This window comes from Streptomyces sp. NPDC088810 (assembly GCF_044750305.1).
Classification (GTDB): domain Bacteria; phylum Actinomycetota; class Actinomycetes; order Streptomycetales; family Streptomycetaceae; genus Streptomyces.
This window is the reverse complement of sequence record NZ_JBIVJQ010000001.1, coordinates 153,102-173,714: the sequence shown is the minus strand read 5'-3', so window position 1 is coordinate 173,714 and position 20,613 is coordinate 153,102. Positions and strand designations below refer to the sequence as shown.

Here is a 20,613-nt window from a genome sequence, read left to right as displayed (position 1 = left end):
AGCCGCCGCACGGCGTCCGGCCAGGGGCCCGGTGACTGCGGGCCTGGCCGGGGATCAGCCGGTCGTGCGGGTGAGGTACGCCGAGACGACCACGTTCGCCGTGTAGCTGCCGGTGGCGCGGTCGAAGGTGCCTCCGCAGGTGATCAGGCGCAGTTCGGCGCGGCCGGGCACGCGGGGGCCGTAGGCCTGGCGGGCGTCGAAGGTGTCGCGGGGCAGGACGCGGACGTCGTCGACGGTGAACTCGGCGACCTTGCCGTCCGCGCGGAAGACCCGGACCGTCCCGCCGGGCTTGAGGGTGCTGAGCCGGTAGAAGACGGCGGGCCGGGTCTCGGTGTCGACGTGGCCCACCAGCAGGGCCGCGCCTACCGCACCCGGCTTGGGACCGGCGCCGTACCAGCCGACGACGCCCGCCTGGTCGTACGGCGGCGGGTCGACCGCGCCGCGGGCGTCCAGACCGCGGGCCACCACCGGGGCCCGGACACCCAGCTGGGGGATGTCGACACGCTGGGGCACCGCCTCGGCCAGGGGTTTCGCCGGGCGCGGCAACCGGGCGGGGTCGGCGTCCCGGCCGATGACGAGGACATCGCCGGTGGCCGGGCCGTCCGCGCCCTCGGGCACCTCCGTCACCCCGCGTCCCCACAGCCACAGCCCGAACAGCAGCAGCGCCCAGGCCAGGCCCGTAACGAGCCGCCCGGTGCCGGTGGTGCGCCCGTCGTCGGACATGGCGAGGCTCAGCGGGGGGCGCGGCTCCGGCGGGCGCGCAGCCCGACGGCGACCGCCGCGATCCCGGCGAGCGCGAGGCCGGTCACCGCCTGCAGGGTGTCGGGGCCGGAGCCGCTGGTGGCCACCGTGGCGAAGTGCGCGGTGCCGCCGCCACCCGCGGGGACCGGCGCGATGGGCGAGGCGGTGCCGGCGGGGGGCTCGACGGGCTCTTCCGGGCGGCCGGTGCCGCCCGCCTCCGTGACCGTGATCGTGCCGGTGCGCACGGATCCGGCGCAGCTGACCTTCACGGTGTAGGCGCCGGGCGTCAGGGCGGAGCGGACACGGGTCTCGCCGGTCAGGCTGCCCTGGGCTCCGGTCAGCCGGGCGTCGGTGACGAAGGCGGACGAGGCGGCGGTGCCCTGCTCGCCGGTGCAGCCGCTGACCCGCAGGGTGATGTCGTCGCCCGGGGCCGGGACGGCGGGGGTCACGCTGACCGAGCCGCCGTCCGCCGCGTGGGCCGCCGGGGCGACCGCGGCGGACGTGGCTGCGGCGAGGAGTCCGGTACAGAGAGTGAGGCGTAGTGAGCCCATCGTGAACCTCCAGTTACCTGGAGACTCCCCCGGACCGGGCGCCCCCGCATCCTCGGGAGGCGCCCTGTTGCTCCGATCGGGTGACGCCTGGTTTCGGCCGGGCCGACCAGGCGGGCTCGGCGGGTGTCGGCTCAGACCAAGTCGACCAGGTCGGCGATGGAATCGACCACCTGGGACGGGCGGAAGGGGTAGCGGTCCACGTCGTCCGGCTGGGTCACTCCGCTCAGCACCAGGAACGTGCGCATCCCGGCCTCCAGGCCCGCGAGCACGTCGGTGTCCATGCGGTCGCCGATCATCGCGGAGGTCTCGGAGTGGGCGCCGATCGCGTTCAGCCCGGCCCGCATCATCAGCGGGTTCGGCTTGCCGACGAAGTACGGCTTCTTGCCGGTCGCGGCGGTGATCAGGGCGGCGACCGAGCCGGTGGCGGGCAGGTCGCCCTCGGTGGACGGGCCGACGTTGTCGGGGTTCGTGGCGATGAACCGGGCGCCGTTGTTGATGAGCCGGACGGCCTTGGTCAGGGCCTCGAAGGAGTAGGTGCGGGTCTCGCCGAGGATCACGAAGTCGGGGTCGTGGTCGGTGAGGATGTAGCCGATGTCGTGCAGGGCGGTGGTCAGGCCCGCCTCGCCGATGACGTAGGCGGTACCGCCGGGCCGCTGGTCGTCCAGGAACTGGGCGGTGGCCAGGGCCGAGGTCCAGATGTTCTCCACCGGCACGTCCAGCCCCATCCGGCGCAGCCGCGCGTGCAGGTCACGGGCGGTGTAGATGGAGTTGTTGGTGAGCACCAGGAAGGGCCGGCCGGACTCGCGCAGCCTCTTCAGGAAGGCGTCGGCGCCGGGGATCGGGACGCCCTCGTGGATCAGGACGCCGTCCATGTCGGTGAGCCATGACTCGATGGGCTTGCGGTCTGCCATGCTGTGCGTCTCCTGGCGTACGTACGGTCGGGAAGCGGGGGCGCCGGAACCACGGCGTACCGACGCCCCCAGCCTAGTCAGGAGGGCCCGATCCCGACCCCGTCGATCACACGCTCTCCGGCGAGCGGGGGCCGGCAGGCCGGCGGCGTGGTCGAGCAGGGGGGCGACAGAGAAGGCCGAGTCCAGCCCCGGGCGCCCGCGCGACGGCGGTGTACGTGCGCTCCGGGCGGCCCCGCTGCCTAGTCAGGAGGGCCCGATCCCGACCCCGTCGATCACACGCTCTCCGGCGAGCGGGGCCCGGCAGGCCGGCGGCGTGGTCGAGCAGGGGGGCGGCAGAGAAGACCGAGTCCAGCCCCGGCGCCCGCGCGACGGCGGTGTACGTGCGCTCCGGGCGGGCCCGCTCGTCGCAGGCGCACGGCACCGGCTCCCGGTGCCGCACCGGCTCGCCCGGGTGATCCCGGGCTCGGCGGCGAGTGCCTCGGGGGCGGGAACCGGTCGGGGGCGACGAGCGTACGACCCTGGCGTCCGCCCCTGCCGACGCGCACCCCCGCCCTGGCCGGTGAGGGGCAGCGGCCGGGCCGGCCCGGGCCCGGCGACGCCTGCCCCCTGACGCCGCGGCCACCCCTCCGCCACCACCTCCCGCACCGGCCGCCGCGCTGGGCAGGGTTCAGCGGCGGGTGTGGAGCAGGAGGTAGGCGCCGGCGCCCACGCCGAGCAGGGCGGCCAGGGCCGCGAGGAGGCCGTGGGCGAGGTCCGGGCCGGTGCGGGCCAGCTCGCGCGCCCGCTCTCCGGCGTCCTCGGCTCCCTGGGCGAGCGCCAGTGCGGAGTCGTCCGGGGCGTCGTCCGGGGCGTCGGTGCCGGAGGCGGTGGGCGACGCGGTGCCGGACGGGGCGGTGCCGGGCGACGCGGTGCCGGACGGGGCGGTGCCGGACGGGGCGGTCGCCACGCCCTCGGCCTCCTGCGCGGTGCCGGCCTCCTGCAGGCCCTGCGTCTCCTGCGCGGCCTCGGCCTCCTGCACCTCCTCGGTCTCCTCGGTCTCCTCGGTGTCCTGCTCTCCTTCCCTGCCGATCCCGAAGCGGTACGCGTTGGACTCCCCGACCCAGTCCCCGTCCTGGCCCCGCCGCTGTACGACGGCCGCGTTGGCGGTGACCCGGTCGGCCACGGCGTCGGAGGTGAGCGCCAGCCGGACCCGGACGCTGACGGTCTTGCCCGGCGGCACGGTGAACCCGGCGAACCCGCTGCCGTCCAGCACCCCGACCAGCTCCTGCTCGTCGGTGGTCTCGAAGGCCACCGACCGGGGCGTGGAACCGTCGTAGAAGTCCAGCTGGGGCTGGTCCGGCCGCAGGGAGCGCTTGTCGTCGACGAGGACCACGACCGGGTGGATGCCGGCGCAGGTCCGGCGGGTGGTGTTGGTCAGGTCGATGTACCAGGTGCCGTACCCGCCGCCGGCCTCGTAGGAGCCGGGGCCGCCGCGGATGCGGGTGGCCAGCGGGAAGGTCCGCGTGTCGGCGGCGGCGCAGGAGGGGGGCGTCGTCGTGCCGGCGTGGGCGGTGTCCGGCGACAGGAGCACGGCGACGGGGACGACGGCTGCGGTGGCGACGGCTGCGGCGAGGCGGAGGGACGGGGACGGGGGCGTGCACAGTCGCATGAACACATGAGCATGCCGGGTGGGGCGGGGGGCGGGTTGCGCCGCGCCGGAGGTGGGGCCCAAGTCTGCTCGATCGGCGGAGCGGTGGCTTTCCGGACCGGCAGCGCCGTCCTGGTACCGGCCGTCGCCACCGTGCGGGTCGGCGGTGGCTGGTCGCGCAGTTCGCCGCGCTCCTTCGGGCGCTCCGAAGCGCCGTCACACCTCCCCCCGCCCGAACAACGGGGCCAACAGCAACTGTGCCGCCCCCTCGGCCACCACCCGCTCCCCCCGCGGAGCGACCCGCACCGGGACGCGGGCCTCGGCCGTCCCCTCCCGGCGAGCCCGCGCGCCCAGCACCTCGCTCACGCCGCGTACGTACGCCTCGGGCGCCCCGGCGACGGTCCGCCCGCCCAGCAGCACCGTGTCGATGTCCAGCAGGCCCACCAGGTTCCCGGCGGCGACCCCCAGTACGCGCGCCGCCTCGGCCACCTCGCCCCGTGCCACGGCCCCGAGGCACAGCACCTCCACGCACCCCCGGTTCCCGCACTCGCACAGCGGTCCGTCCAGCTGGACGACCTGGTGACCGAACTCCCCCGCTCCGGTCCGCGCCCCCCGGTGGACGCTCCCTCCGATCACCAGTCCGGCCCCGAGCCCGGTACCGAGGTGCAGGTAGGCGAAGGACCCGCCGGCGACGCCCTCCTCGCCCCCGACCGCCAGCCCGAGCGCCGCCGCGTTGGTGTCCTTGTCCACCACCACCGGCACGCCGAGGCGTTCCGCGAGCGCGTCCCGCAGCGGAAAGCCGTCCCACTCGGGAAACCCGGTGACCCGGTGCAGCACCCCACGCGCATGGTCCAGGGGCCCCGGCAGCGCGACGCCCACGCCCAGCAACGAGACCGCCCGGCCGAGCCCTCCCTCGCCCGGCGCACCGGCCCCCAGCCCCCCGGCCACCTCCCGCACCCCGGCGCACACCGCCCCCAGCACGGCCTCCGCCCCCGCCCCGAGATCCAGTTCCCCGCGCCGCTCCGCCACCACGGCCCCGTCCAGGTCCACGAGGACCACCCGCAGTTCGTCGCGGTCCAGGTGCACCCCGACCGCGTGCCCCGCCTCCGGCACCAGCCGCAGTACGGTCCGCGGCTTGCCCCCGGTCGACGCCCGGCGGCCGGCCTCCGCGGCGAGCCCCTGTTCCCGCAGCCGTGCGGTGATCTTGCTGACGGCCTGGGGGGTCAGTCCGGTGCGCTCGGCGAGTTCCAGCCGGCTGATGCCCTCGGCCCCGGCGTCCCGCAGCAGCCCCAGCACCAGCGCGGTGTTGTGACTGCGCAGCACCCCGAGGTTCGCCCCAGCGGACGCCCCGCTCCTCGGTCCCGTCCCCGTCGTCGCCGTGCTCACCCTCTTCACACCCCCCATTCTCCGCACCGCTTGCACTTTCGCAACAGCGTTGCCAAAGTGGAGGCATGACTGCTACCCCCCTCCGCGTCGGCCTGATCGGCTACGGCCTCGCCGGCTCCGTCTTCCACGCCCCGCTGATCGCCGCCACCGAGGGCCTCGCCCTGGACACCGTGGTCACCTCCCACCCGGAGCGGCAGCAGCAGGCCCGCGCCGAGTTCCCGGACGTGCGGCCGGCGTCCGGCGTCGAGGAGCTGTTCGACCGCGCGGACGACCTGGACCTGGTCGTCGTGGCCTCCCCGAACAAGACGCACGTCCCGCTGGCCACGGCCGCCCTCGAGGCCGGGCTGCCGGTGGTCGTGGACAAGCCGGTGGCCGGCACCGCGGCCGAGGCCCGCGAGCTGGCCGCCCTCGCCGAGGAGCGCGGCCTGCTCCTGTCGGTCTTCCAGAACCGCCGCTGGGACAACGACTTCCTGACCCTGAGCCGCCTCCTCGCGGACGGCGAACTCGGCGACGCCTGGCGCTTCGAGTCCCGCTTCGAGCGCTGGCGCCCCCAGCCCAAGGGCGGCTGGCGCGAGTCCGGCGACCCCGCAGAGATCGGAGGTCTGCTCTACGACCTGGGCAGCCATGTCGTCGACCAGGCCCTGGTCCTCTTCGGCCCGGTCACCGAGGTCTACGCCGAGACGGACATCCGCCGCCCGGGCGCCGAGACCGACGACGACACCTTCATCGCGCTCACCCACGCGAACGGCGTCCGCTCCCACCTCTACGTCTCCGCGACGACCGCCCAGCTCGGCCCCCGCTTCCGGGTGCTGGGCTCCCGCGCGGGCTACGTCAAGTACGGCCTGGACCCCCAGGAGGCGGCCCTGCGCGAGGGCAGCCGTCCCGGTACCGTCGCCGACTGGGGCGCGGAGGACCAGTCCCTGTGGGGCCGTATCGGCTCCGGAGAGTCCCCTCTGTCGGGTGGCGGCACCCCGGTACCGACCCTGCCGGGCGACTACCCCGCCTACTATGCGGCCGTTGCCGCCGCCCTGCGCGGCGCCGGTCCCAACCCGGTGACCGCCCTGGAGGCGGCCGCCGCGCTCGACGTACTGGAAGCGGCCCGCAAGTCCGCCCGAGACAAGGTGACGGTGACCCTCTGATGCAGCACCCGCAGATCACGCCCCGGTCGACGCCCGAACTCACGCCGAGCCTGGAGGAGCTGGAGGCCCAGGAACGCCGGCTGGTCTTCCGGCAGTTCACCCACGAGGACGCCTGGGCCCTCGGTTCCCTGATGGTCGGGCTGGCCCGGGAGCGCCAGGCGCCGGTCGCCATCGACATCCACCGCGCCGGCCAGCAGCTCTTCCACGCGGCCCTGCCGGGCTCCGCGCCGGAGCAGGACGCCTGGATCGTCCGCAAGCGCCGGGTGGTGGAGCGCTACCGCGCCGCCTCCTACCTGGTCGGCGCCCGCTTCCGCGCCAAGGGCACGACCTTCGAGGAGGCCTCCCGCCTCGACCCCGACGAGTACGCGGCCCACGGCGGATCCTTCCCGATCACGGTCGAGGGCGTGGGCGTGATCGGCGCGGTGACCGTCTCCGGCCTGCCCCAGCTCCAGGACCACCGGTTCGTGGTGGAGGCGCTGGAGGAGTTCCTCGGCCGCTCGGCCGACTGAGCGAACGGCGGGAATCACGGAGGGGTTTCCTCCGGTTGGCAGTGACGGAAGACGTGATGATCACGGCACCGCACACCACCGGAGGGATCACACCGGATGACCACCTCGCTGAAGGAGACCGTCGGCCGCTACGGCGTCTGGAGCGTCGAGCTGCGCTCGGAGGACCCGGCCCGGCGCGGCGAACTGGACGAGGCCGCGGCCGAGCTGGAGGAACTCGGCTACGGCGCCCTCTGGCTGGGCGGCAACAGCACCGCCGACCACGCGGCCCCGCTCATCGGCGCGACGCGCCGCATCACGGTGGGCACCAGCATCCAGAGCGTCTGGCAGCAGGACGCGGCCACGACCGCGGCCTCCTTCGCCGAGGTGGAGACGGCCCATCCCGGCCGCTTCGCCCTGGGCCTCGGCGTGAGCCACGGCCCGCGGGTGGAGGGCTACCACCGCCCCTACTCGGCCATGACGGGCTACCTCGACGAGCTGGACAAGGCGGGCGTCCCCGCCGGCCGCCGCGTGCTCGCCGCGCTGGGCCCGAAGATGCTGGGCCTGTCCCGCGACCGCGCGGCCGGCGCGATCCCCTACCTGGTCACGCCCGAGCACACCGCGCAGGCCCGCGAGATCCTGGGCGAACAGGTGCTGCTCGCCCCGGAGTTCAAGGTGGTCCTGGAGGCCGACCCGGCCCGTGCCCGGGAGACGGCCCGCGCCTACCTGGCCCGGTACCTCGAACTCCCCAACTACACCAACAACTTCCTCCGCCTGGGCTTCTCCGAGGACGACATCGCCGACGGCGGCAGCGACCACCTCATCGACGCGGTCTTCGCCTGGGGCGACGAGACCCGGATCCGCGAACGCATCACCGCCTTCCACGAGGCGGGTGCCGACCATGTCGCCCTCCAGGTGGTGACGGCGGCCACCGGCACCACCCTCCCCAGGGAGGAATGGCGCCGGCTGGCCTCTCTGCTGGGGTAGCCGGTCCGGCCCGCGCGGCGGGGCCGCATTCGCCATGCGGCCCCGCCGCGCGGGCGCGACCGGTTCGGAAACCACGCGCGGGCGACGACGTTGCCGCAGTTCCCGGCACTCCCGGCGGAGCGGCTACGCGTCCTTCAGCTCCTGCCGCTGCCGTCCGAGCCCCTCGATCTCCAGCTCGACCACGTCCCCGGCCTTCAGGTACGGCTTCGGCTCGGGCCGCCCCATGGCCACCCCCGCCGGTGTGCCGGTGCTGATGACGTCCCCGGGGTACAGCGTCATGAACCGGCTGAGGTACCGCACGACCTCGCCCACGGGGAAGATCTGCTCGGCCGTCGTGCCGTCCTGCTTCAGCTCCCCGTTCACCCACAGCCGCAGCGGCAGCCGCTGCGGGTCCGGGACCTCGTCGGCCGTCACCAGCCACGGCCCCAGCGGGCTGAACGTCTCGCAGTTCTTGCCCTTGTCCCACGTGCCGCCGCGCTCGATCTGGAACTCCCGCTCGGAGACGTCGTGCGCCACCGCGTACCCGGCGACGTGCGCGAGGCCCTCCTCGGCGGAGTCCAGGTAGCGGGCCGTACGGCCGATGACGACCGCGAGTTCGACCTCCCAGTCGGTCTTCACCGAGCCGCGCGGCACCAGCACCGTGTCGTGCGGTCCGACGACCGTGTCCGGCGCCTTGAGGAAGACCACCGGCTCCGGCGGCGGCTCTACGCCCGTCTCGCGGGCGTGGTCGTGGTAGTTGAGCCCGATGCACACGATCTTGCCGATGCGGCCGAGCGGGGGGCCGATCCGGAGTCCGGCCGCGTCCAGCGCGGGCAGCTCGCCGGACTCGGCCGCCGCCCGCACCCGGTCGAGCGCGGTGTCGTCGGCGAGGAGCGCGCCGTCGATGTCGTCCACGAGGCCCGACAGGTCCCTGAGGGTCCCCTCGGCGTCGAGCAGCGCGGGGCGCTCGGCCCCTGCCGTACCGACTCGCAGCAGCTTCATGGTCACAATCTCCCTCGATCGCGGGCGCCCCACCGATGGGTGCAGCCATCGGAGGACTGGCCGATCCTCCAATTCCGCAGTCCAGTCCGCAAGACCCTGTTCACGTACTGGACCGTAACCGGACCGTCGGCACCGCTCAGCGGGACAGCAGCGCCTGTTCCGCCGCGCTCCAGGCGGTGCTGGTGACGACGTACAGCGCGGCGGCGAGCGGGACGACCGCCACGGTGACGAGGGTGAAGAAGGACAGGAACGGGGTGACCCGGGTGACCGCGGCGAGACCGGGCACCTGGTCGCCGGCGGCGGCCGGGGCGGGCTGCTCGGCGATCGTCCGCCGGGCGCGCCGGAAGTTGACGGCGGCGACGGCCGCGACGACGGCGAAGAGGCCGAGGTAGACGACTCCGGCCGGGCCGAACATCCCGCCGTCCGTCAGCGCGTCCGCCCAGCGTCCGCCGAGCGGTGCCGCGAGCAGCCGGTGGCCGAGCAGAGCGTTGCTCTCGCCGCCGATCGTGGAGCTGGAGAAGAGGTGGTAGAGCAGGAAGAAGGCGGGCAGCTGGAGCAGGCTGGGCAGGCAGCCGGAGAGCGGCGAGACCTTCTCCTCGGCGTGCAGTTCCAGCACCGCCTGCTGGAGCCGCTGCGGATTCCCGGCGTGCTTCTCGCGCAGTGCGGTGATTCTCGGCTGGAGCGCGGCGCGGGCACGCCGGCCGCGGGCGGCGGCCCGGGACAGCGGGTGGACGAGCAGCCGTACGAGCGCGGTGAACAGGACGATCGCGGCGGCTGCCGCCGAGGCGTGGAAGAGCGGGGTGAGCAGGTCGGCCAGGTGCTCGACCAGACGGGCGAAAACGGACATGGGTGAGCCCTCCGGGGGTCTCGTCGTGCCGAAAGGAACGGAGAACGGCAGGACGACCCGCGCGGGGTCACGCGCTGAGGTGGTGCGAGGACGTGCCCTACGCGGCGGTCGCCGGACCGGCGTGTCCGGGTGCTCTGGGCCGGCGCCGGCCGGGCGCGTCGGGATCGCGCTGGGACAGGAAGGCCGTACGGCGGGCCCGGTCGCGTATGGCGGTGCGGACGCGGGTGGGCGGTACGGCGGGCACGCTGCGCGCGGCCAGCAGGGCGCAGGCGGCGAGCGCGGCGGCCGCGGCGGCGGTCGCGGCGAGGGCGACGGCGGAGGTGAGGCCGCCGGTGCCGAGGAGCGCGGCCTGGAGCAGCAGCAGCTGTGCCAGGAGCAGCAGGAGGGCGAGGGGGCGCGCGACGGCGACTCGGCCGGCCATGCTCTCTCCCCCCTTCGCCAGACGGTATGACCGCCTGTCGTATGACTGTATGTCGTATGACCGTGTGTCGTATGACCGTGTGTCAGTGTGCCAGGTGTGCCGGATCCGTCTCCAGGGGCTCCAGCAGCCGCTTGGGTCGCAGCAGCGCCCTGCTGACCGGATCCGCCGGGGCGGGGTCCGGTTCGGGCCCCGGCACCATCACAACGTCGGCGACCGGCACGAGAGTTCCGTACCCCGTGCACTGCCCGAACGGCTCGACGTCCCCGCCGCAGTCCGCGTGCCGGAAGGTGCGCAGCCGGCCGGCGTCGACGTGCTCCCGGCCCCAGCGGCCGAGGGCGCGCAGCACGGGCCAGAGGGCGGCACCGCGCTCGGTGTTCCTGCTCTGGTCCGGGCTGAACTTCGCCGTCGCCCTCCAGGTCGAGCACCTGGCCGGCCGGGTCGCCCCGCGCGCGCAGCTCGCCCTCGGCTTCGCCCACACGATCGCCATGGTCACGATGCTCGGCGCGCTCGGCTCCGGCTCCTGGCCCCGCCTGCTGCCCGGCCTGATCGTCGGCGGCATCGGCAGCGGCCTGCTCAACGGCGCGCTCCCGCTGCTCGCCGTCGAGTCGGTGCCGCCCCAGCGGGCCGCGATGCGCTCCGGCGCCCAGCAGACCTTCCGCTACATCGGCTCCCGCGCCGGCGTGGCCCTGACCATCGCCGTCGCCACCTCGGCCGACGGCCCGGCCCGGGGCGCGAACCTCGCGCTGCCGGTGTCGGCGGGGCCGGCGGTGGCGGGCGCGGTGAGCGTGCCGGCGCTGCGGGAGCGGGCGTGAGGGGCGCCCGGCCGCAGGCTCACCTGGGCCGCACGGACACCAGCCGGGCCCACACCACGAGCCGGTACCGGGAGGTGAACTCGGGGGTGCAGGTGGTCAGCGTGAGGTAGTGACCTGGCTTGCGGTAGCCGTACCCGGGCCGGACCAGCGAGCGCGGGACGGGCCGGACGACCCCCGCGTCCAGTGCCGACGTGCGCGGCAGGATCCGGTCGACGTCGTAGGTGTACGTCGCCGTCCGCGTCTCCACCTCGACGGCGTCCCCCCGCCGCAGCCGGGGCAGGTACCGGAAGGGCTCGCCGTGCGTGTTCCGGTGCCCGGCGAGCGCGAAGTTCCCGGCCTGGCCAGGCTGCTGGGTGCCGCGGTAGTGACCGACGTACCCCTTGTTCAGCACGTCCGCCTTGCCGACGCCCTCGGCGACGGGGACGCGCAGGTGCAGCCGGGGGATGGTGAGCACGGCGTACGCCTGGGACCGCCGGGGCGCGGTCGCGGGGGTGGACGAGCGCCCCGGCGCACGGGACCCGCCGGGGGCGGCGGGCACGGGAGCCGCGGCCGTACCGGGACCGCCGGGAGCGGCGCCGGTGCCGGCCGCCGTACCGCTGCCCCACTCCCGTTCCAGCGCCGCCACCTTGCGTTCGGCCCCCCGCCGGGCCTCCCGGTTGGTCCACCACAGCTGGTGCACGACCAGCAGCAGAAGCACCAGACCGGCCGTCACGAGCACCTCGCCCCCGCTCCACAGCACCCGCCTGCGCCGGGCGCGCCTGCGCCGATCGCTGTGCCGTACGACCCGCACGCCCGCCGCAGCCCGCATCCGCGCCCACCTCCACCGGAGCCGCCCGCACGATAGGCGCGGAGCCCTCAACTGGCCAGAGACAGACGGCAGACAGAAGGGCACAGACCGGGGCCCGGGCTTTCTCAACGGGTTTGAGAAAGGGCCGTCACAACTCTCGACAACACAGTCCGGCACCCCCGATGCTTCCTGTTGGCATGCCGGGGGGACGAGTCGGCACCGCGTCCGGGAACGCGGTGCCGGAGCCGCACGGAGAGGCAGCGAACGACCCATGATCCGACGCAGAACACTGCTGGCCGCCGCGGGCGGCGGGCTCCTCGGCAGCGCGCTCGCCACCGGCACCGCCCGGGCCGACGCGACGGTCGCCGTCAACCCGTCGACGACATACGGCACCTGGGAGGGCTGGGGCACCTCCCTGGCGTGGTGGGCGAACGTCTTCGGCGCCCGCGACGACTTCGCCGACATCTTCTTCACGACCAGGAACACGGCGTACAACGGCACCACGCTGCCCGGCCTCGGCCTCAACATCGCCCGCTACAACCTGGGCGCGTGCAGCTGGAACAGCGTCGGCGGCGAGTCGATGGCCGTCTCCCCGAACATCCCCTCCTTCAAGCAGATCGAGGGCTACTGGCAGGACTGGACGAACGAGGACCCGGCCTCCGCGGCCTGGAAGTGGACGGCGGACGCCACCCAGCGGGCCATGCTGGTGAAGGCCACCCAGCGCGGCGCGATATCGGAACTCTTCGCCAACTCGCCGATGTGGTGGATGTGTTCCAACCACAACCCGTCCGGCGCGGCCGGCGGCGGCAACAACCTCCAGTCCTGGAACCAGCGCCAGCACGCCTCCCACCTCGCCGCGGTCGCCCTGTACGCGAAGCAGCACTGGGGCGTGAACTTCGCGACGGTGGAGGCCTTCAACGAACCCTCCTCCTCCTGGTGGACGGCCACCGGCACGCAGGAGGGCTGCCACATCGACGCGAGCGTGCAGGCGGCCGTACTGCCCTACCTGCGCAGCGAGTTGGACAAGCGCGGCCTGACCGGCACCAGGATCTCCGCCTCCGACGAGACCAGCTACGACCTGGCCCGCACCACCTGGAACTCCTTCTCCGCCACCGCGAAGGGCTACGTCGACCGGGTCAACGTGCACGGCTACCAGGGCTCCGGCGGCCGCAGGGACCTGCTGTACACGGACGTGGTCACGACCGCGCGCAAGGCCCTGTGGAACTCGGAGACCGGCGACAGCGACGCCACCGGCCTGACCACCGCGAGCAACCTGCTCTACGACTTCCGCTGGCTGCACCCGACGGCCTGGGTGTACTGGCAGGTGATGGACCCCAGCGCCGGCTGGGCGACGATCGCGTACGACCCGAACACGCTCCAGCCGGGCGCGGTCCAGACGAAGTACTACGTCCTGGCCCAGTTCACCCGCCACATCCGGCCCGGCATGACGATCCTGGACACCGGCGTGAGCTACGCGGCGGCGGCCCTGGACCGGTCGGCGAAACGGCTCGTGATCGTCGCCGCGAACACCTCCTCCTCCGCCCAGACCCTGACCTTCGACCTCTCCCGTTTCTCCGCCGTCACCGGCGGCTCGGGCGGCCTGGTCCCCCGCTGGAACACGGTCACCACGGGCGGCGACCGCTACACCGCCCGCTCCGACACGTACCTGAGCGGCAAGTCGGTGTCCGTGCCCTTCGCGGCGAAGTCCGTGCAGACCCTGCAGATCGACGGCGTCACCGTGTGACGGGCCGGTTCAGCCCAGCGGCAGGGCGTCCTGGTAGCCGTTCGCCGGCCGGGGCACCTTCGTGACGGTACGGGCGTCCAGGGCGACCGCCGCGGAGCCGGTGCCCAGGGTCCCGCCCGGGTGCCAGGTCCCGGTGACCGTCACCCACGTGTCGGCGGGCAGGGCGGGCCCGCCGTACACCCGTACCTTCACGGACTGGGCGTCGGCGGCACAGCAGTTGAGGATGATCCGGGTCAGCTCCCAGCCGCCGCCGTCCCCGGGGGTGACGAATCCGGTCATCCGGATCGTGCGCCCCTTGATGGCCTGCCCCCGGTCCTGCCGCACCCGGCCGGTGAAGTCGGAGAGGGTCATGGGCAGCGGCGAGGTGCGCGGCAGCGGATCGAACTCGCTGTCGTGGACGACGACCTTCGCCGGCTGCCGGGCGGCGGTGTAGGCGCCGAGGGCGGGCGGGGCGTGGACGAGCAGGCCGAGGGCGGGCAGGAGGAGCAACCAGGCGACGCGGGGCAGGCCGGAGTGGCCGTCGTGCTCCTCGGTCTCCCCTGCCCGGTCGAGGACGGCGCTCGCGATCCCGAGCACGAGCAGGACGGCCCCGGAGGCGATGAGCGGGAGCCGCATGCCCTCCTTGACGTAGCGCAGGCAGAGGTCGGTGAAGAGGGAGACGTGCAGCAGCCCTAGCCCGCAGAGGACGAGCAGCCCCGCCTGGAGCGAGCGGTGCGGCTGCGGGGTCTCACCGGCCGGTTTCACAGCAGCCCCCATCCGATCAGTGTGCTGCACGCGACGGCGACCACGACGGTGGCGGCGGAGAACCGCACCGCGAAGGCCCGCCCGAAGGTCCCCGCCTGCAGGGCGATCAGCTTCAGGTCGACCATGGGCCCCACCACCATGAACGCCAGCCGCGCGACCGGCGGGAACCCGGTCAGCGAGGCGGCCAGGAAGGCGTCGGCCTCGGAGCACACCGCGAGCAGCACGGCGAGCCCGGCGAGGAACAGCACGGACAGCCAGGGCGCCGCGGCGAAGGTGTCCAGCACAGAGCGCGGGACGGCGACGTTGAAGGTGGCCGCGGCGATGGCGCCGAGCACCAGGAACCCGCCGGCGTGCAGGAAGTCGTGCTGGAACCCGCGCCGGAACTCGTCCAGGCGGCTGTGCCCCTGCCGGTGCCCGGTGTGCCGTACGACGGGCTTCAGCCACTCGGCCCGCCCGAACCGGAGCCACAGCCACCCCATGACGAGGGCGGTGGCGAGGGAGGCGAGCAGCCGGGCCAGCACCATCGCGGGGTTTCCGGGGAACGCGATCGCGGTGGCGGTGAGCACGACGGGGTTGATGGCGGGCGCGGACAGCAGGAACGCGAAGGCGGCGGCCGGTGGCACCCCGCGCCCGATCAGACTGCCCGCGACCGGCACGGAGGCGCACTCGCACCCCGGCAGGACGACCCCCGCGACCCCCGCCACGGGTACGGCGAGCACGGGTCGGCGGGGCAGGATCCTGTTGAACACCCCCTCCGGCACGAAGGCGTTGATCGCCCCGGACAGGGCCGTACCGAGCAGGAGGAACGGCAGCGCCTGCACGGTCACGGCCAGACACACGGTCCGCCAGGCCTGCACGGCCGGGGCGTCCCCCCAGCGCCCGAGGAGGAAGAGGACGGTACCGGGGACGACGGCGGCGCCGACGAGGAGGAGGGGCCAGTGCCGGGGCGGCTCGCGCCCCTCGTCCAGGGCAGCCGCCGGCTCGTCCGCGACCAGCGCGCCCGTCTTCTGCATGCCGGCTCCACCCCGTGTAGATGTCGGCACAGAAGATATCCGTATATCCCTACCGGAGTGCACGCCCCCCGGGGGCACCTCACTTTTGTCACCGCCCGGCAGTACGGTGTCCCCCATGCGCCCCGACACGCCTGCCGAGAACGTCGACCACACCGCCGAAGCGGCACGCCTGGAGCGGACCGCCGGCCTGTACCCGGAGGACGCCGAGACGCTCCTCCTGCGGGCGGCGGCCCACCTGGAACTGTCCGGCGACCGCCCCGCGGCGACCACCCTCTACGACCGCCTGCTCGCGTCCGCCGAAACGCTGGACAACCCGGCCCTGGTCCGCGCCCTGAAGGCGTCGAACCTGTGGGAGTACGGCCATGAGGCGGAGGCACGGGCGATCATCGAGGGCATCCGCACCGCGGCCCCCCGGGACCCGGCCCCCTGGGTGATCGTGGCCGAGGCCCTCGAGGCCCACGACGAGCTGGAGGCGGCGGCGGAGACGTTCACCGAGGCCGCCCGCCTCCTGCTGGGGCCCGCGGACGAGCCCCCCGCCCCCACCCACCCCCTCCTCTACGGCCGCCACCGCGTCCGCCGCATGCTGGGCCTCCCGCACGACGACTGGGACACCCTCGCCGACACCCTCCACACGTCCCCGGTCGCCCTGGACGAACTCCACGACCCCAAACGCGTGTGGTCCCTGGGCTCGGAGAACCCCGCGGAACTCCAGGCGGAGATCTCCCGCCTCCGCGCCGAACTCGGCGCCTACCGCGAGGCCCTCTCCCGCCCCTTCCCCGTGGCGGTCCTCCACTGGCCGGCCCCGGAACTGTCGGAGCTGCTGTCGGCGTACCCGACCCTGTCCTCGGAGTACCCTTCGCACACCGAACACCTGTCGACCATAGAGTCCTCCCTCCGCGAACTCTCCGCCTCCGGCACGGCCAACCTCGGCATCGTCACCGGCACGGTCCCCTCCTACGAGGCCTTCGCAGCCTCGGAGGGCACGTCCCCGACGGACACCGCACTGCTGCCGCAGTACGCGACGACTCTGGCGGCCCGGGGGCGGGCGGTGGCTTGGCCGCCGGGGCGGGGGGCGGGGTGTTGGTGTGGGTCCACCCAGAACTACGACGCCTGCCACGGAGCCTAGGGGGCTAAGGCCCTCTCGCTCGGTCCGTCCACGCTTGTCAGTGTCTGCTGTTAGAACAGATCGAACCGGCACGAGTAGCCGTGCGGGGCAGCGACAACTGATCAAGGAGCCGGCGTGACGCAACCGGGGGGTCTGAGCAAGCCAGTCGCGGGCATCTATGAGCAACTCGTCACCGAAGCTGTCCAGGAACGGATGGAGGGGCTGGAGGCCGCTGGCTGGAAGGCCATCGATGTTGAGGTCAGCGCCGAATCCACCCCGCACGTGCTGGCGCGCTACATCGGTGAGGCTGTAGGGCGAAAGCTCAGCCAAGTCCCGCAGGACCAGCAGGTCTCCCTCGCCAACCGGGTGTTGCAGGCGTTGGCGAGTGTCCCCTCCGAGGATGAGGCCACGAGTGCCATCGCGGAGGGACCGCGCCAGCTCCTCGCTCTGGCGGAACAGGAAGCACCCGGCGTGTACGCCGTGCGTCCGCTCACCCCACTGTCCGAAACGGCCCTCATCACCAACTCGCCGGATGACCCGAGCCTGGGCAGTGAGCTGCGAGCTGAACTGGCGACGGCCGACCGGATCGACCTGCTGTGCGCGTTCGTCAAGTGGTACGGCCTGCGGGTCCTGGAAGATGCACTGCGCGCCGCCAGGGACCGCAAGGTGCCCATACGCGTGATCACGACCACCTACATCGGTGCAACCGACCGGCATGCCTTGGACCGCCTGGTCCGCGATTTCGGCGCACAAGTGAAGGTCAACTACGAACTCCGCTCGACTCGGCTGCATGCCAAGGCTTGGCTCTTCCGACGTAACAGCGGCTTTGACACGGCGTACGTCGGCAGTTCGAACCTGTCGAAGGCGGCACTCCTGGACGGCTTGGAGTGGAATGTTCGACTGTCCTCGGTGGCCACGCCAGCGGTGCTCAACAAGTTTGAGGCGACCTTCGATGCTTACTGGAATGACAGCGCATTCGAGATCTACGACCCAGACGCTGATGGCGAACGTCTTGACCGTGCCTTGGCGCAGGCCGGCGGGGCACGTCCTACCGCCGACCTAAAGATCAGTCTGTCCGGCCTTGAGGTACGTCCCTACCCGCACCAGCGGGACATGCTGGAACGCCTCCGCGTGGAGCGGGAGATTCGCGGCCGGAACCGCAATCTCCTCGTGGCGGCAACCGGCACAGGCAAGACCGTGATGGCCGCTCTGGACTACCGCGACCTGCGCAAAAAACTGGGCGATGGATATCCGCGGCTGCTCTTCGTGGCCCACCGTAAAGAGATCCTCGATCAATCCCTCCGCAAGTACCGCGAGGTGCTCGACGATGCATCCTTCGGTGAACCGCTCTACGGGGGCCAGGACCCGGTTCACTGGAACCACGTGTTCGCCAGTGTGCAGTCACTCAGCGTCCAGCGGTTGGAGCAGCTGGCACCTGAGCACTTCGACATCATCGTCATCGATGAGTTCCACCACGCGACGGCGGCCACGTACCGTCGCATCATCGAGCACTTCCGGCCGAAGGAGCTGCTGGGTCTCACGGCGACTCCTGAGCGCATGGACGGCCTCAATGTGCAAGATGAGTTCTTCGGCGGTCGCATCGCAGCCGAGATGCGCCTATGGGAAGCCCTCGAAAATGATCTCCTGTGCCCGTTCCACTATTTCGGCATCCCCGACGGAACCGATCTCACCAACCTCACCTGGCACAAGGGTGCTTACAGCGATCGAGACCTGGACGGGGTCTACACCGGAAACCACGCCCGCGCCCGCATTGTCGTCAAGCAGATCCGCGACAAGGTGTCCAACCCCGGGGCCATGCGGGCGCTCGGCTTTTGCGTGACCAAGGCTCATGCGCACTTCATGGCCGAGTTCTTCCGTACGGCCGGCTTCCACGCTGTAGCACTCGACAGCGACTCAACCACCGATGCCCGGGCACAGGCCCTGGCCGACCTTCGAAGCGGCAAGCTCCAGGTCATCTTCTCCGTCGACCTGTTCAACGAAGGCCTCGACATCCCAGACATCGACACGCTGCTGTTGCTGCGTCCCACCAACAGCGCGACCGTCTTCCTCCAGCAACTGGGCCGGGGGCTTCGACGGACGGAGACCAAGCCGGTGGTCACCGTTCTCGACTTCATCGGTCAACACCGAGCCGAGTTCCGGTTTGAAGAGCAGTTCCGCGCCCTGACGAACCTCACGCGCAACCGACTGGTCGACCACATCGAGCATGACTTCCCGCAGCTCCCCTCCGGGTGCCAGATCATCTTGGAAGGCAAGGCGAAGGACCTCGTCCTCGGGAACATTCGCTCGCAACTAGGCGCCACGATCAAAACCCTGGTGAAGGAGATCAAGGAGTACCGCACCCCGCGCCTCGCGGACTACCTGCGCGAGAGTCGACGTGAGATCAAGGAGCTTTACAAGAGCGACAACTCCTGGACAGCCGTCTTGCGCAAGGCAGGTCTGGTGCAAGAGCCAGCACCCGCGGGAGAAGCAGCGCTCCTCAAGCGGGTCCACGCCTTTCTGCACGTAGACGATCCTGAGCGGGCACATGCCTATCTCAGCCTCCTGGCCGACGACGCCCCTGACTACGACAGCCTTAGCGCAACGGAGCAGGCGTACGCCCGCATGCTCTTCTTCAACCTGTGGGACGACGCCGGCGGGTTCACCAGCTTCCAGGAAGGGCTGGAGGCGCTGCGAACACAACGGGTAGTCCGCGACGAGCTAGAGCAGGTACTGAGGTGGGTCATTGAGCAGACCGACCACTACCCGATCGATTTGTCGGGCCCCCACCGCGCTCTCCCGCTGAAGGTGCATAGCGCCTACAACCGCTCAGAGATCCTCGCAGCGCTGGGCGTGGCTCGCTTCGGCGGCCAGATGCCCAGATCGTTCGCCCAGGGCGTGCAGTGGGTCGAAGAGCTGAAGACCGACGCACTGCTCATCACGCTGGAAAAGAACGAGAAGGACTTCTCCCCCACTGTCCGCTACAAGGACTATGCGCTCAGCCCGACGCTCTTCCACTGGGAGTCTCAGAACGCCACCTCGGAGAACTCCCCCACCGGCCTGCGCTACCAGCACCACGTCCGCCAAGGCAGCCACGTTCTCCTCTTCATGCGCCGCTACAAGACCACCGACATAGGCAAGTCGCAGCCGTGGATGCTCCTGGGGCCCGCCACCTATGAGCACCACACCAGCAGCAAGCCGATGGCGATCACATGGCGGCTGGAGCATGAGTTGCCGGCCGATGTTTGGAGCTATGCGGCCATCGCCGCAGGCTAGTTGAGCAACATTGATGTCAGTGTGATCAGCTAACGTCAAGGCATGGGCATAGCTTCGATCACCCCTGGGCTCCTGACCACGCGCGCGGACATGGATGAGCTGTTTGGTGGAGGGAGCCAGGGAGGGATCCTCCCCTCCACAACCACCCGAAACATCCTGATCTATGTCGATCACGACAGCGGCAAGAAGTACGGCTACGAGGACGGCTGGCTGGCGGAGGAGGACGAGCTCGGGCCGATCTTTGAGTACACAGGTCAGGGAACCAGCGGAGACCAGACGTTCCTGGGAACGAGGGGCTCCCGCAACGCGGCTGTCCTGTACCACGGGGAAGCCGGGAGATCCCTGCGCGTGTTCATGGCAGAGGGCAAGGTCCCTGGCGCCAAGTCCGGTGCGAAGCAGCAACGTTACATCGGCGAGTTCGCGTTGGACCGGAAGCAGCCGTACACCGTGCGCGAGGCGAAGGACGAGCAAGGAAAGCCGCGCCGCATCATCGTTTTCCGCCTGCGCCCCACGGGGGAATATCAGCGCCTTCCCCAGGACTTGATCAGGCCTGCGGCAAAGACAAAGGCACTGCGAGTTTTGGCAACGGTTGCCGCGACCAAGCTACCGGAGCCCAAGACGACCACCGCAAAGAAGGTCGCGCCACGGCAGAAGCGCGCAGCAGAAAGCAGGCGTGCAGCTCAACCGAGCCTGATCGCCGAACTCCGTCAGTCGACACTTCGGAACGATTACCTTGAGGAACTGACCCGCAAAGGACATGACGTCTCCGCGTATCAAATAAAGATCGCAGGCACGACAACCATCCTCACCACAGACCTTTACGACGCCACCGAGCATGAGCTGTATTCAGTACGAGGTGAAGGCAGCCGGGAGGAAGTGCGCATTGCCGTAGGTCAGCTCAAAGACTATGTGCGGCACATCGAGCCGCGCCCCCGTCTCGCCGTGCTCCTTCCGGACAAGCCGCAAGATGACTTGCTAGACCTTCTCCACACGGAGGGGATCAGCGCCATCTATCCGGGTGACCACGGATACGTCAGAAACACGGCAAGGTAACCGACC

Annotated in this window: 18 protein-coding genes and 2 pseudogenes; 8 read left to right on the top strand and 12 right to left on the bottom strand. The window is 71.9% G+C overall.

Features of this window, described 5'->3' with window-relative positions; genetic code table 11:
• Positions 1-54: 54 nt before the first annotated feature.
• From ACIP4Y_RS00765 to ACIP4Y_RS00745, 5 genes are all read right to left on the bottom strand, one after another.
• On the bottom strand, positions 55-723 hold the full coding sequence (locus ACIP4Y_RS00765) for a class F sortase (RefSeq protein ID WP_401385970.1): 669 nt from the start codon (positions 721-723) through the stop codon (positions 55-57).
• A gap of 8 nt (positions 724-731) precedes the next feature.
• The gene (locus ACIP4Y_RS00760) at positions 732-1,292 is read right to left on the bottom strand and encodes a hypothetical protein (RefSeq protein WP_401385967.1); all 561 of its coding nucleotides are present in this window, start codon (positions 1,290-1,292) and stop codon (positions 732-734) included.
• 131 nt (positions 1,293-1,423) lie between these two features.
• Positions 1,424-2,203 (bottom strand): HAD-IIA family hydrolase, encoded by a 780-nt coding sequence (locus tag ACIP4Y_RS00755; RefSeq protein WP_358638249.1) that lies wholly within the window; start codon positions 2,201-2,203, stop codon positions 1,424-1,426.
• A gap of 667 nt (positions 2,204-2,870) precedes the next feature.
• Entirely contained in the window at positions 2,871-3,851 is a 981-nt protein-coding gene (locus ACIP4Y_RS00750) for a hypothetical protein (protein ID WP_401385964.1), read from the bottom strand.
• Between the two features lie 195 nt (positions 3,852-4,046).
• Positions 4,047-5,234 carry an ROK family protein gene (locus tag ACIP4Y_RS00745; protein WP_401385961.1) on the bottom strand — a complete coding sequence of 396 codons (1,188 nt, stop codon included), beginning with the start codon at positions 5,232-5,234 and terminating at the stop codon, positions 4,047-4,049.
• Between the two features lie 47 nt (positions 5,235-5,281).
• Between ACIP4Y_RS00745 and ACIP4Y_RS00740 the strand changes: the two genes are divergently transcribed.
• The 3 genes from ACIP4Y_RS00740 (at position 5,282) to ACIP4Y_RS00730 (ending at position 7,827) form a co-directional block, all read left to right on the top strand.
• A complete protein-coding gene (locus ACIP4Y_RS00740) occupies positions 5,282-6,355 on the top strand; it encodes a Gfo/Idh/MocA family oxidoreductase (RefSeq protein WP_401385958.1) in 1,074 nt (357 codons plus the stop codon).
• Positions 6,355-6,864, top strand: a complete 510-nt coding sequence (locus tag ACIP4Y_RS00735) for a heme-degrading domain-containing protein (protein WP_358638242.1) — start codon at positions 6,355-6,357, stop codon at positions 6,862-6,864. The genes ACIP4Y_RS00740 and ACIP4Y_RS00735 overlap by 1 nt, the downstream gene beginning before the upstream one ends.
• 96 nt (positions 6,865-6,960) lie before the next feature.
• Positions 6,961-7,827 carry an LLM class F420-dependent oxidoreductase gene (locus ACIP4Y_RS00730; RefSeq protein WP_401385953.1) on the top strand — a complete coding sequence of 289 codons (867 nt, stop codon included), beginning with the start codon at positions 6,961-6,963 and terminating at the stop codon, positions 7,825-7,827.
• Between the two features lie 123 nt (positions 7,828-7,950).
• Here the strand turns inward: ACIP4Y_RS00730 and ACIP4Y_RS00725 are convergent, their stop codons facing one another.
• The 4 genes and pseudogenes from ACIP4Y_RS00725 to ACIP4Y_RS00710 form a co-directional block, all read right to left on the bottom strand.
• Positions 7,951-8,808 carry a fumarylacetoacetate hydrolase family protein gene (locus tag ACIP4Y_RS00725; RefSeq protein ID WP_401385950.1) on the bottom strand — a complete coding sequence of 286 codons (858 nt, stop codon included), beginning with the start codon at positions 8,806-8,808 and terminating at the stop codon, positions 7,951-7,953.
• 136 nt (positions 8,809-8,944) lie between these two features.
• The gene (locus ACIP4Y_RS00720; protein WP_358637335.1) at positions 8,945-9,655 is read right to left on the bottom strand and encodes a membrane protein insertase YidC; all 711 of its coding nucleotides are present in this window, start codon (positions 9,653-9,655) and stop codon (positions 8,945-8,947) included.
• A gap of 97 nt (positions 9,656-9,752) precedes the next feature.
• A complete protein-coding gene (locus tag ACIP4Y_RS00715; protein WP_401385946.1) occupies positions 9,753-10,076 on the bottom strand; it encodes a DUF6412 domain-containing protein in 324 nt (107 codons plus the stop codon).
• Positions 10,077-10,158: 82 nt separating this feature from the next.
• Positions 10,159-10,449: pseudogene (locus ACIP4Y_RS00710) on the bottom strand (transcriptional regulator); the annotation flags it as partial.
• Here ACIP4Y_RS00710 and ACIP4Y_RS00705 point away from each other — a divergent pair.
• Positions 10,448-10,888: pseudogene (locus tag ACIP4Y_RS00705) on the top strand (MFS transporter); the annotation flags it as partial. The pseudogenes ACIP4Y_RS00710 and ACIP4Y_RS00705 sit on opposite strands and share 2 nt — an antisense overlap.
• 19 nt (positions 10,889-10,907) lie before the next feature.
• Here ACIP4Y_RS00705 and ACIP4Y_RS00700 read toward each other — a convergent pair.
• Entirely contained in the window at positions 10,908-11,696 is a 789-nt protein-coding gene (locus ACIP4Y_RS00700; RefSeq protein ID WP_401385943.1) for a class E sortase, read from the bottom strand.
• Positions 11,697-11,946: 250 nt separating this feature from the next.
• On the opposite strand from ACIP4Y_RS00700, the gene ACIP4Y_RS00695 reads away from it, so the two are divergent.
• Positions 11,947-13,419, top strand: coding sequence for a beta-1,6-galactanase (locus ACIP4Y_RS00695; protein WP_401385940.1), 1,473 nt, complete (start codon positions 11,947-11,949; stop codon positions 13,417-13,419).
• Between the two features lie 9 nt (positions 13,420-13,428).
• Here ACIP4Y_RS00695 and ACIP4Y_RS00690 read toward each other — a convergent pair whose 3' ends face one another.
• Together ACIP4Y_RS00690 and ACIP4Y_RS00685 are read right to left on the bottom strand one after the other, a co-directional pair.
• On the bottom strand, positions 13,429-14,175 hold the full coding sequence (locus tag ACIP4Y_RS00690; RefSeq protein WP_401385937.1) for a TIGR03943 family putative permease subunit: 747 nt from the start codon (positions 14,173-14,175) through the stop codon (positions 13,429-13,431).
• Positions 14,160-15,176, bottom strand: coding sequence for a permease (locus ACIP4Y_RS00685; RefSeq protein ID WP_401385934.1), 1,017 nt, complete (start codon positions 15,174-15,176; stop codon positions 14,160-14,162). Before ACIP4Y_RS00685 ends, ACIP4Y_RS00690 begins: the two co-directional genes overlap by 16 nt.
• A gap of 115 nt (positions 15,177-15,291) precedes the next feature.
• On the opposite strand from ACIP4Y_RS00685, the gene ACIP4Y_RS00680 reads away from it, so the two are divergent.
• The 3 genes from ACIP4Y_RS00680 (at position 15,292) to ACIP4Y_RS00670 (ending at position 20,607) form a co-directional block, all read left to right on the top strand.
• Positions 15,292-16,302, top strand: a complete 1,011-nt coding sequence (locus ACIP4Y_RS00680; protein WP_401385931.1) for a hypothetical protein — start codon at positions 15,292-15,294, stop codon at positions 16,300-16,302.
• A 192-nt stretch (positions 16,303-16,494) separates the two neighbouring features.
• On the top strand, positions 16,495-19,554 hold the full coding sequence (locus ACIP4Y_RS00675; RefSeq protein ID WP_401388589.1) for a DUF3427 domain-containing protein: 3,060 nt from the start codon (positions 16,495-16,497) through the stop codon (positions 19,552-19,554).
• Positions 19,555-19,596: 42 nt separating this feature from the next.
• Positions 19,597-20,607 carry a hypothetical protein gene (locus ACIP4Y_RS00670; RefSeq protein WP_401385928.1) on the top strand — a complete coding sequence of 337 codons (1,011 nt, stop codon included), beginning with the start codon at positions 19,597-19,599 and terminating at the stop codon, positions 20,605-20,607.
• Positions 20,608-20,613 lie beyond the last annotated feature (6 nt).

Bases quoted from the DNA above. Each gene is read 5' to 3' on its own strand.
- ACIP4Y_RS00720 (WP_358637335.1), bottom strand. From the start codon at position 9,655: ATGTCCGTTTTCGCCCGTCTGGTCGAGCACCTGGCCGACCTGCTCACC.
- ACIP4Y_RS00690 (WP_401385937.1), bottom strand. From the start codon at position 14,175: ATGGGGGCTGCTGTGAAACCGGCCGGTGAGACCCCGCAGCCGCACCGC.
- ACIP4Y_RS00700 (WP_401385943.1), bottom strand. From the start codon at position 11,696: ATGCGGGCTGCGGCGGGCGTGCGGGTCGTACGGCACAGCGATCGGCGC.
- ACIP4Y_RS00695 (WP_401385940.1), top strand. From the start codon at position 11,947: ATGATCCGACGCAGAACACTGCTGGCCGCCGCGGGCGGCGGGCTCCTC.
- ACIP4Y_RS00745 (WP_401385961.1), bottom strand. From the start codon at position 5,234: ATGGGGGGTGTGAAGAGGGTGAGCACGGCGACGACGGGGACGGGACCG.
- ACIP4Y_RS00735 (WP_358638242.1), top strand. From the start codon at position 6,355: ATGCAGCACCCGCAGATCACGCCCCGGTCGACGCCCGAACTCACGCCG.
- ACIP4Y_RS00740 (WP_401385958.1), top strand. From the start codon at position 5,282: ATGACTGCTACCCCCCTCCGCGTCGGCCTGATCGGCTACGGCCTCGCC.
- ACIP4Y_RS00715 (WP_401385946.1), bottom strand. From the start codon at position 10,076: ATGGCCGGCCGAGTCGCCGTCGCGCGCCCCCTCGCCCTCCTGCTGCTC.
- ACIP4Y_RS00675 (WP_401388589.1), top strand. From the start codon at position 16,495: ATGGAGGGGCTGGAGGCCGCTGGCTGGAAGGCCATCGATGTTGAGGTC.
- ACIP4Y_RS00750 (WP_401385964.1), bottom strand. From the start codon at position 3,851: ATGCGACTGTGCACGCCCCCGTCCCCGTCCCTCCGCCTCGCCGCAGCC.
- ACIP4Y_RS00725 (WP_401385950.1), bottom strand. From the start codon at position 8,808: ATGAAGCTGCTGCGAGTCGGTACGGCAGGGGCCGAGCGCCCCGCGCTG.
- ACIP4Y_RS00685 (WP_401385934.1), bottom strand. From the start codon at position 15,176: ATGCAGAAGACGGGCGCGCTGGTCGCGGACGAGCCGGCGGCTGCCCTG.
- ACIP4Y_RS00680 (WP_401385931.1), top strand. From the start codon at position 15,292: ATGCGCCCCGACACGCCTGCCGAGAACGTCGACCACACCGCCGAAGCG.
- ACIP4Y_RS00730 (WP_401385953.1), top strand. From the start codon at position 6,961: ATGACCACCTCGCTGAAGGAGACCGTCGGCCGCTACGGCGTCTGGAGC.
- ACIP4Y_RS00765 (WP_401385970.1), bottom strand. From the start codon at position 723: ATGTCCGACGACGGGCGCACCACCGGCACCGGGCGGCTCGTTACGGGC.
- ACIP4Y_RS00670 (WP_401385928.1), top strand. From the start codon at position 19,597: ATGGGCATAGCTTCGATCACCCCTGGGCTCCTGACCACGCGCGCGGAC.
- ACIP4Y_RS00760 (WP_401385967.1), bottom strand. From the start codon at position 1,292: ATGGGCTCACTACGCCTCACTCTCTGTACCGGACTCCTCGCCGCAGCC.
- ACIP4Y_RS00755 (WP_358638249.1), bottom strand. From the start codon at position 2,203: ATGGCAGACCGCAAGCCCATCGAGTCATGGCTCACCGACATGGACGGC.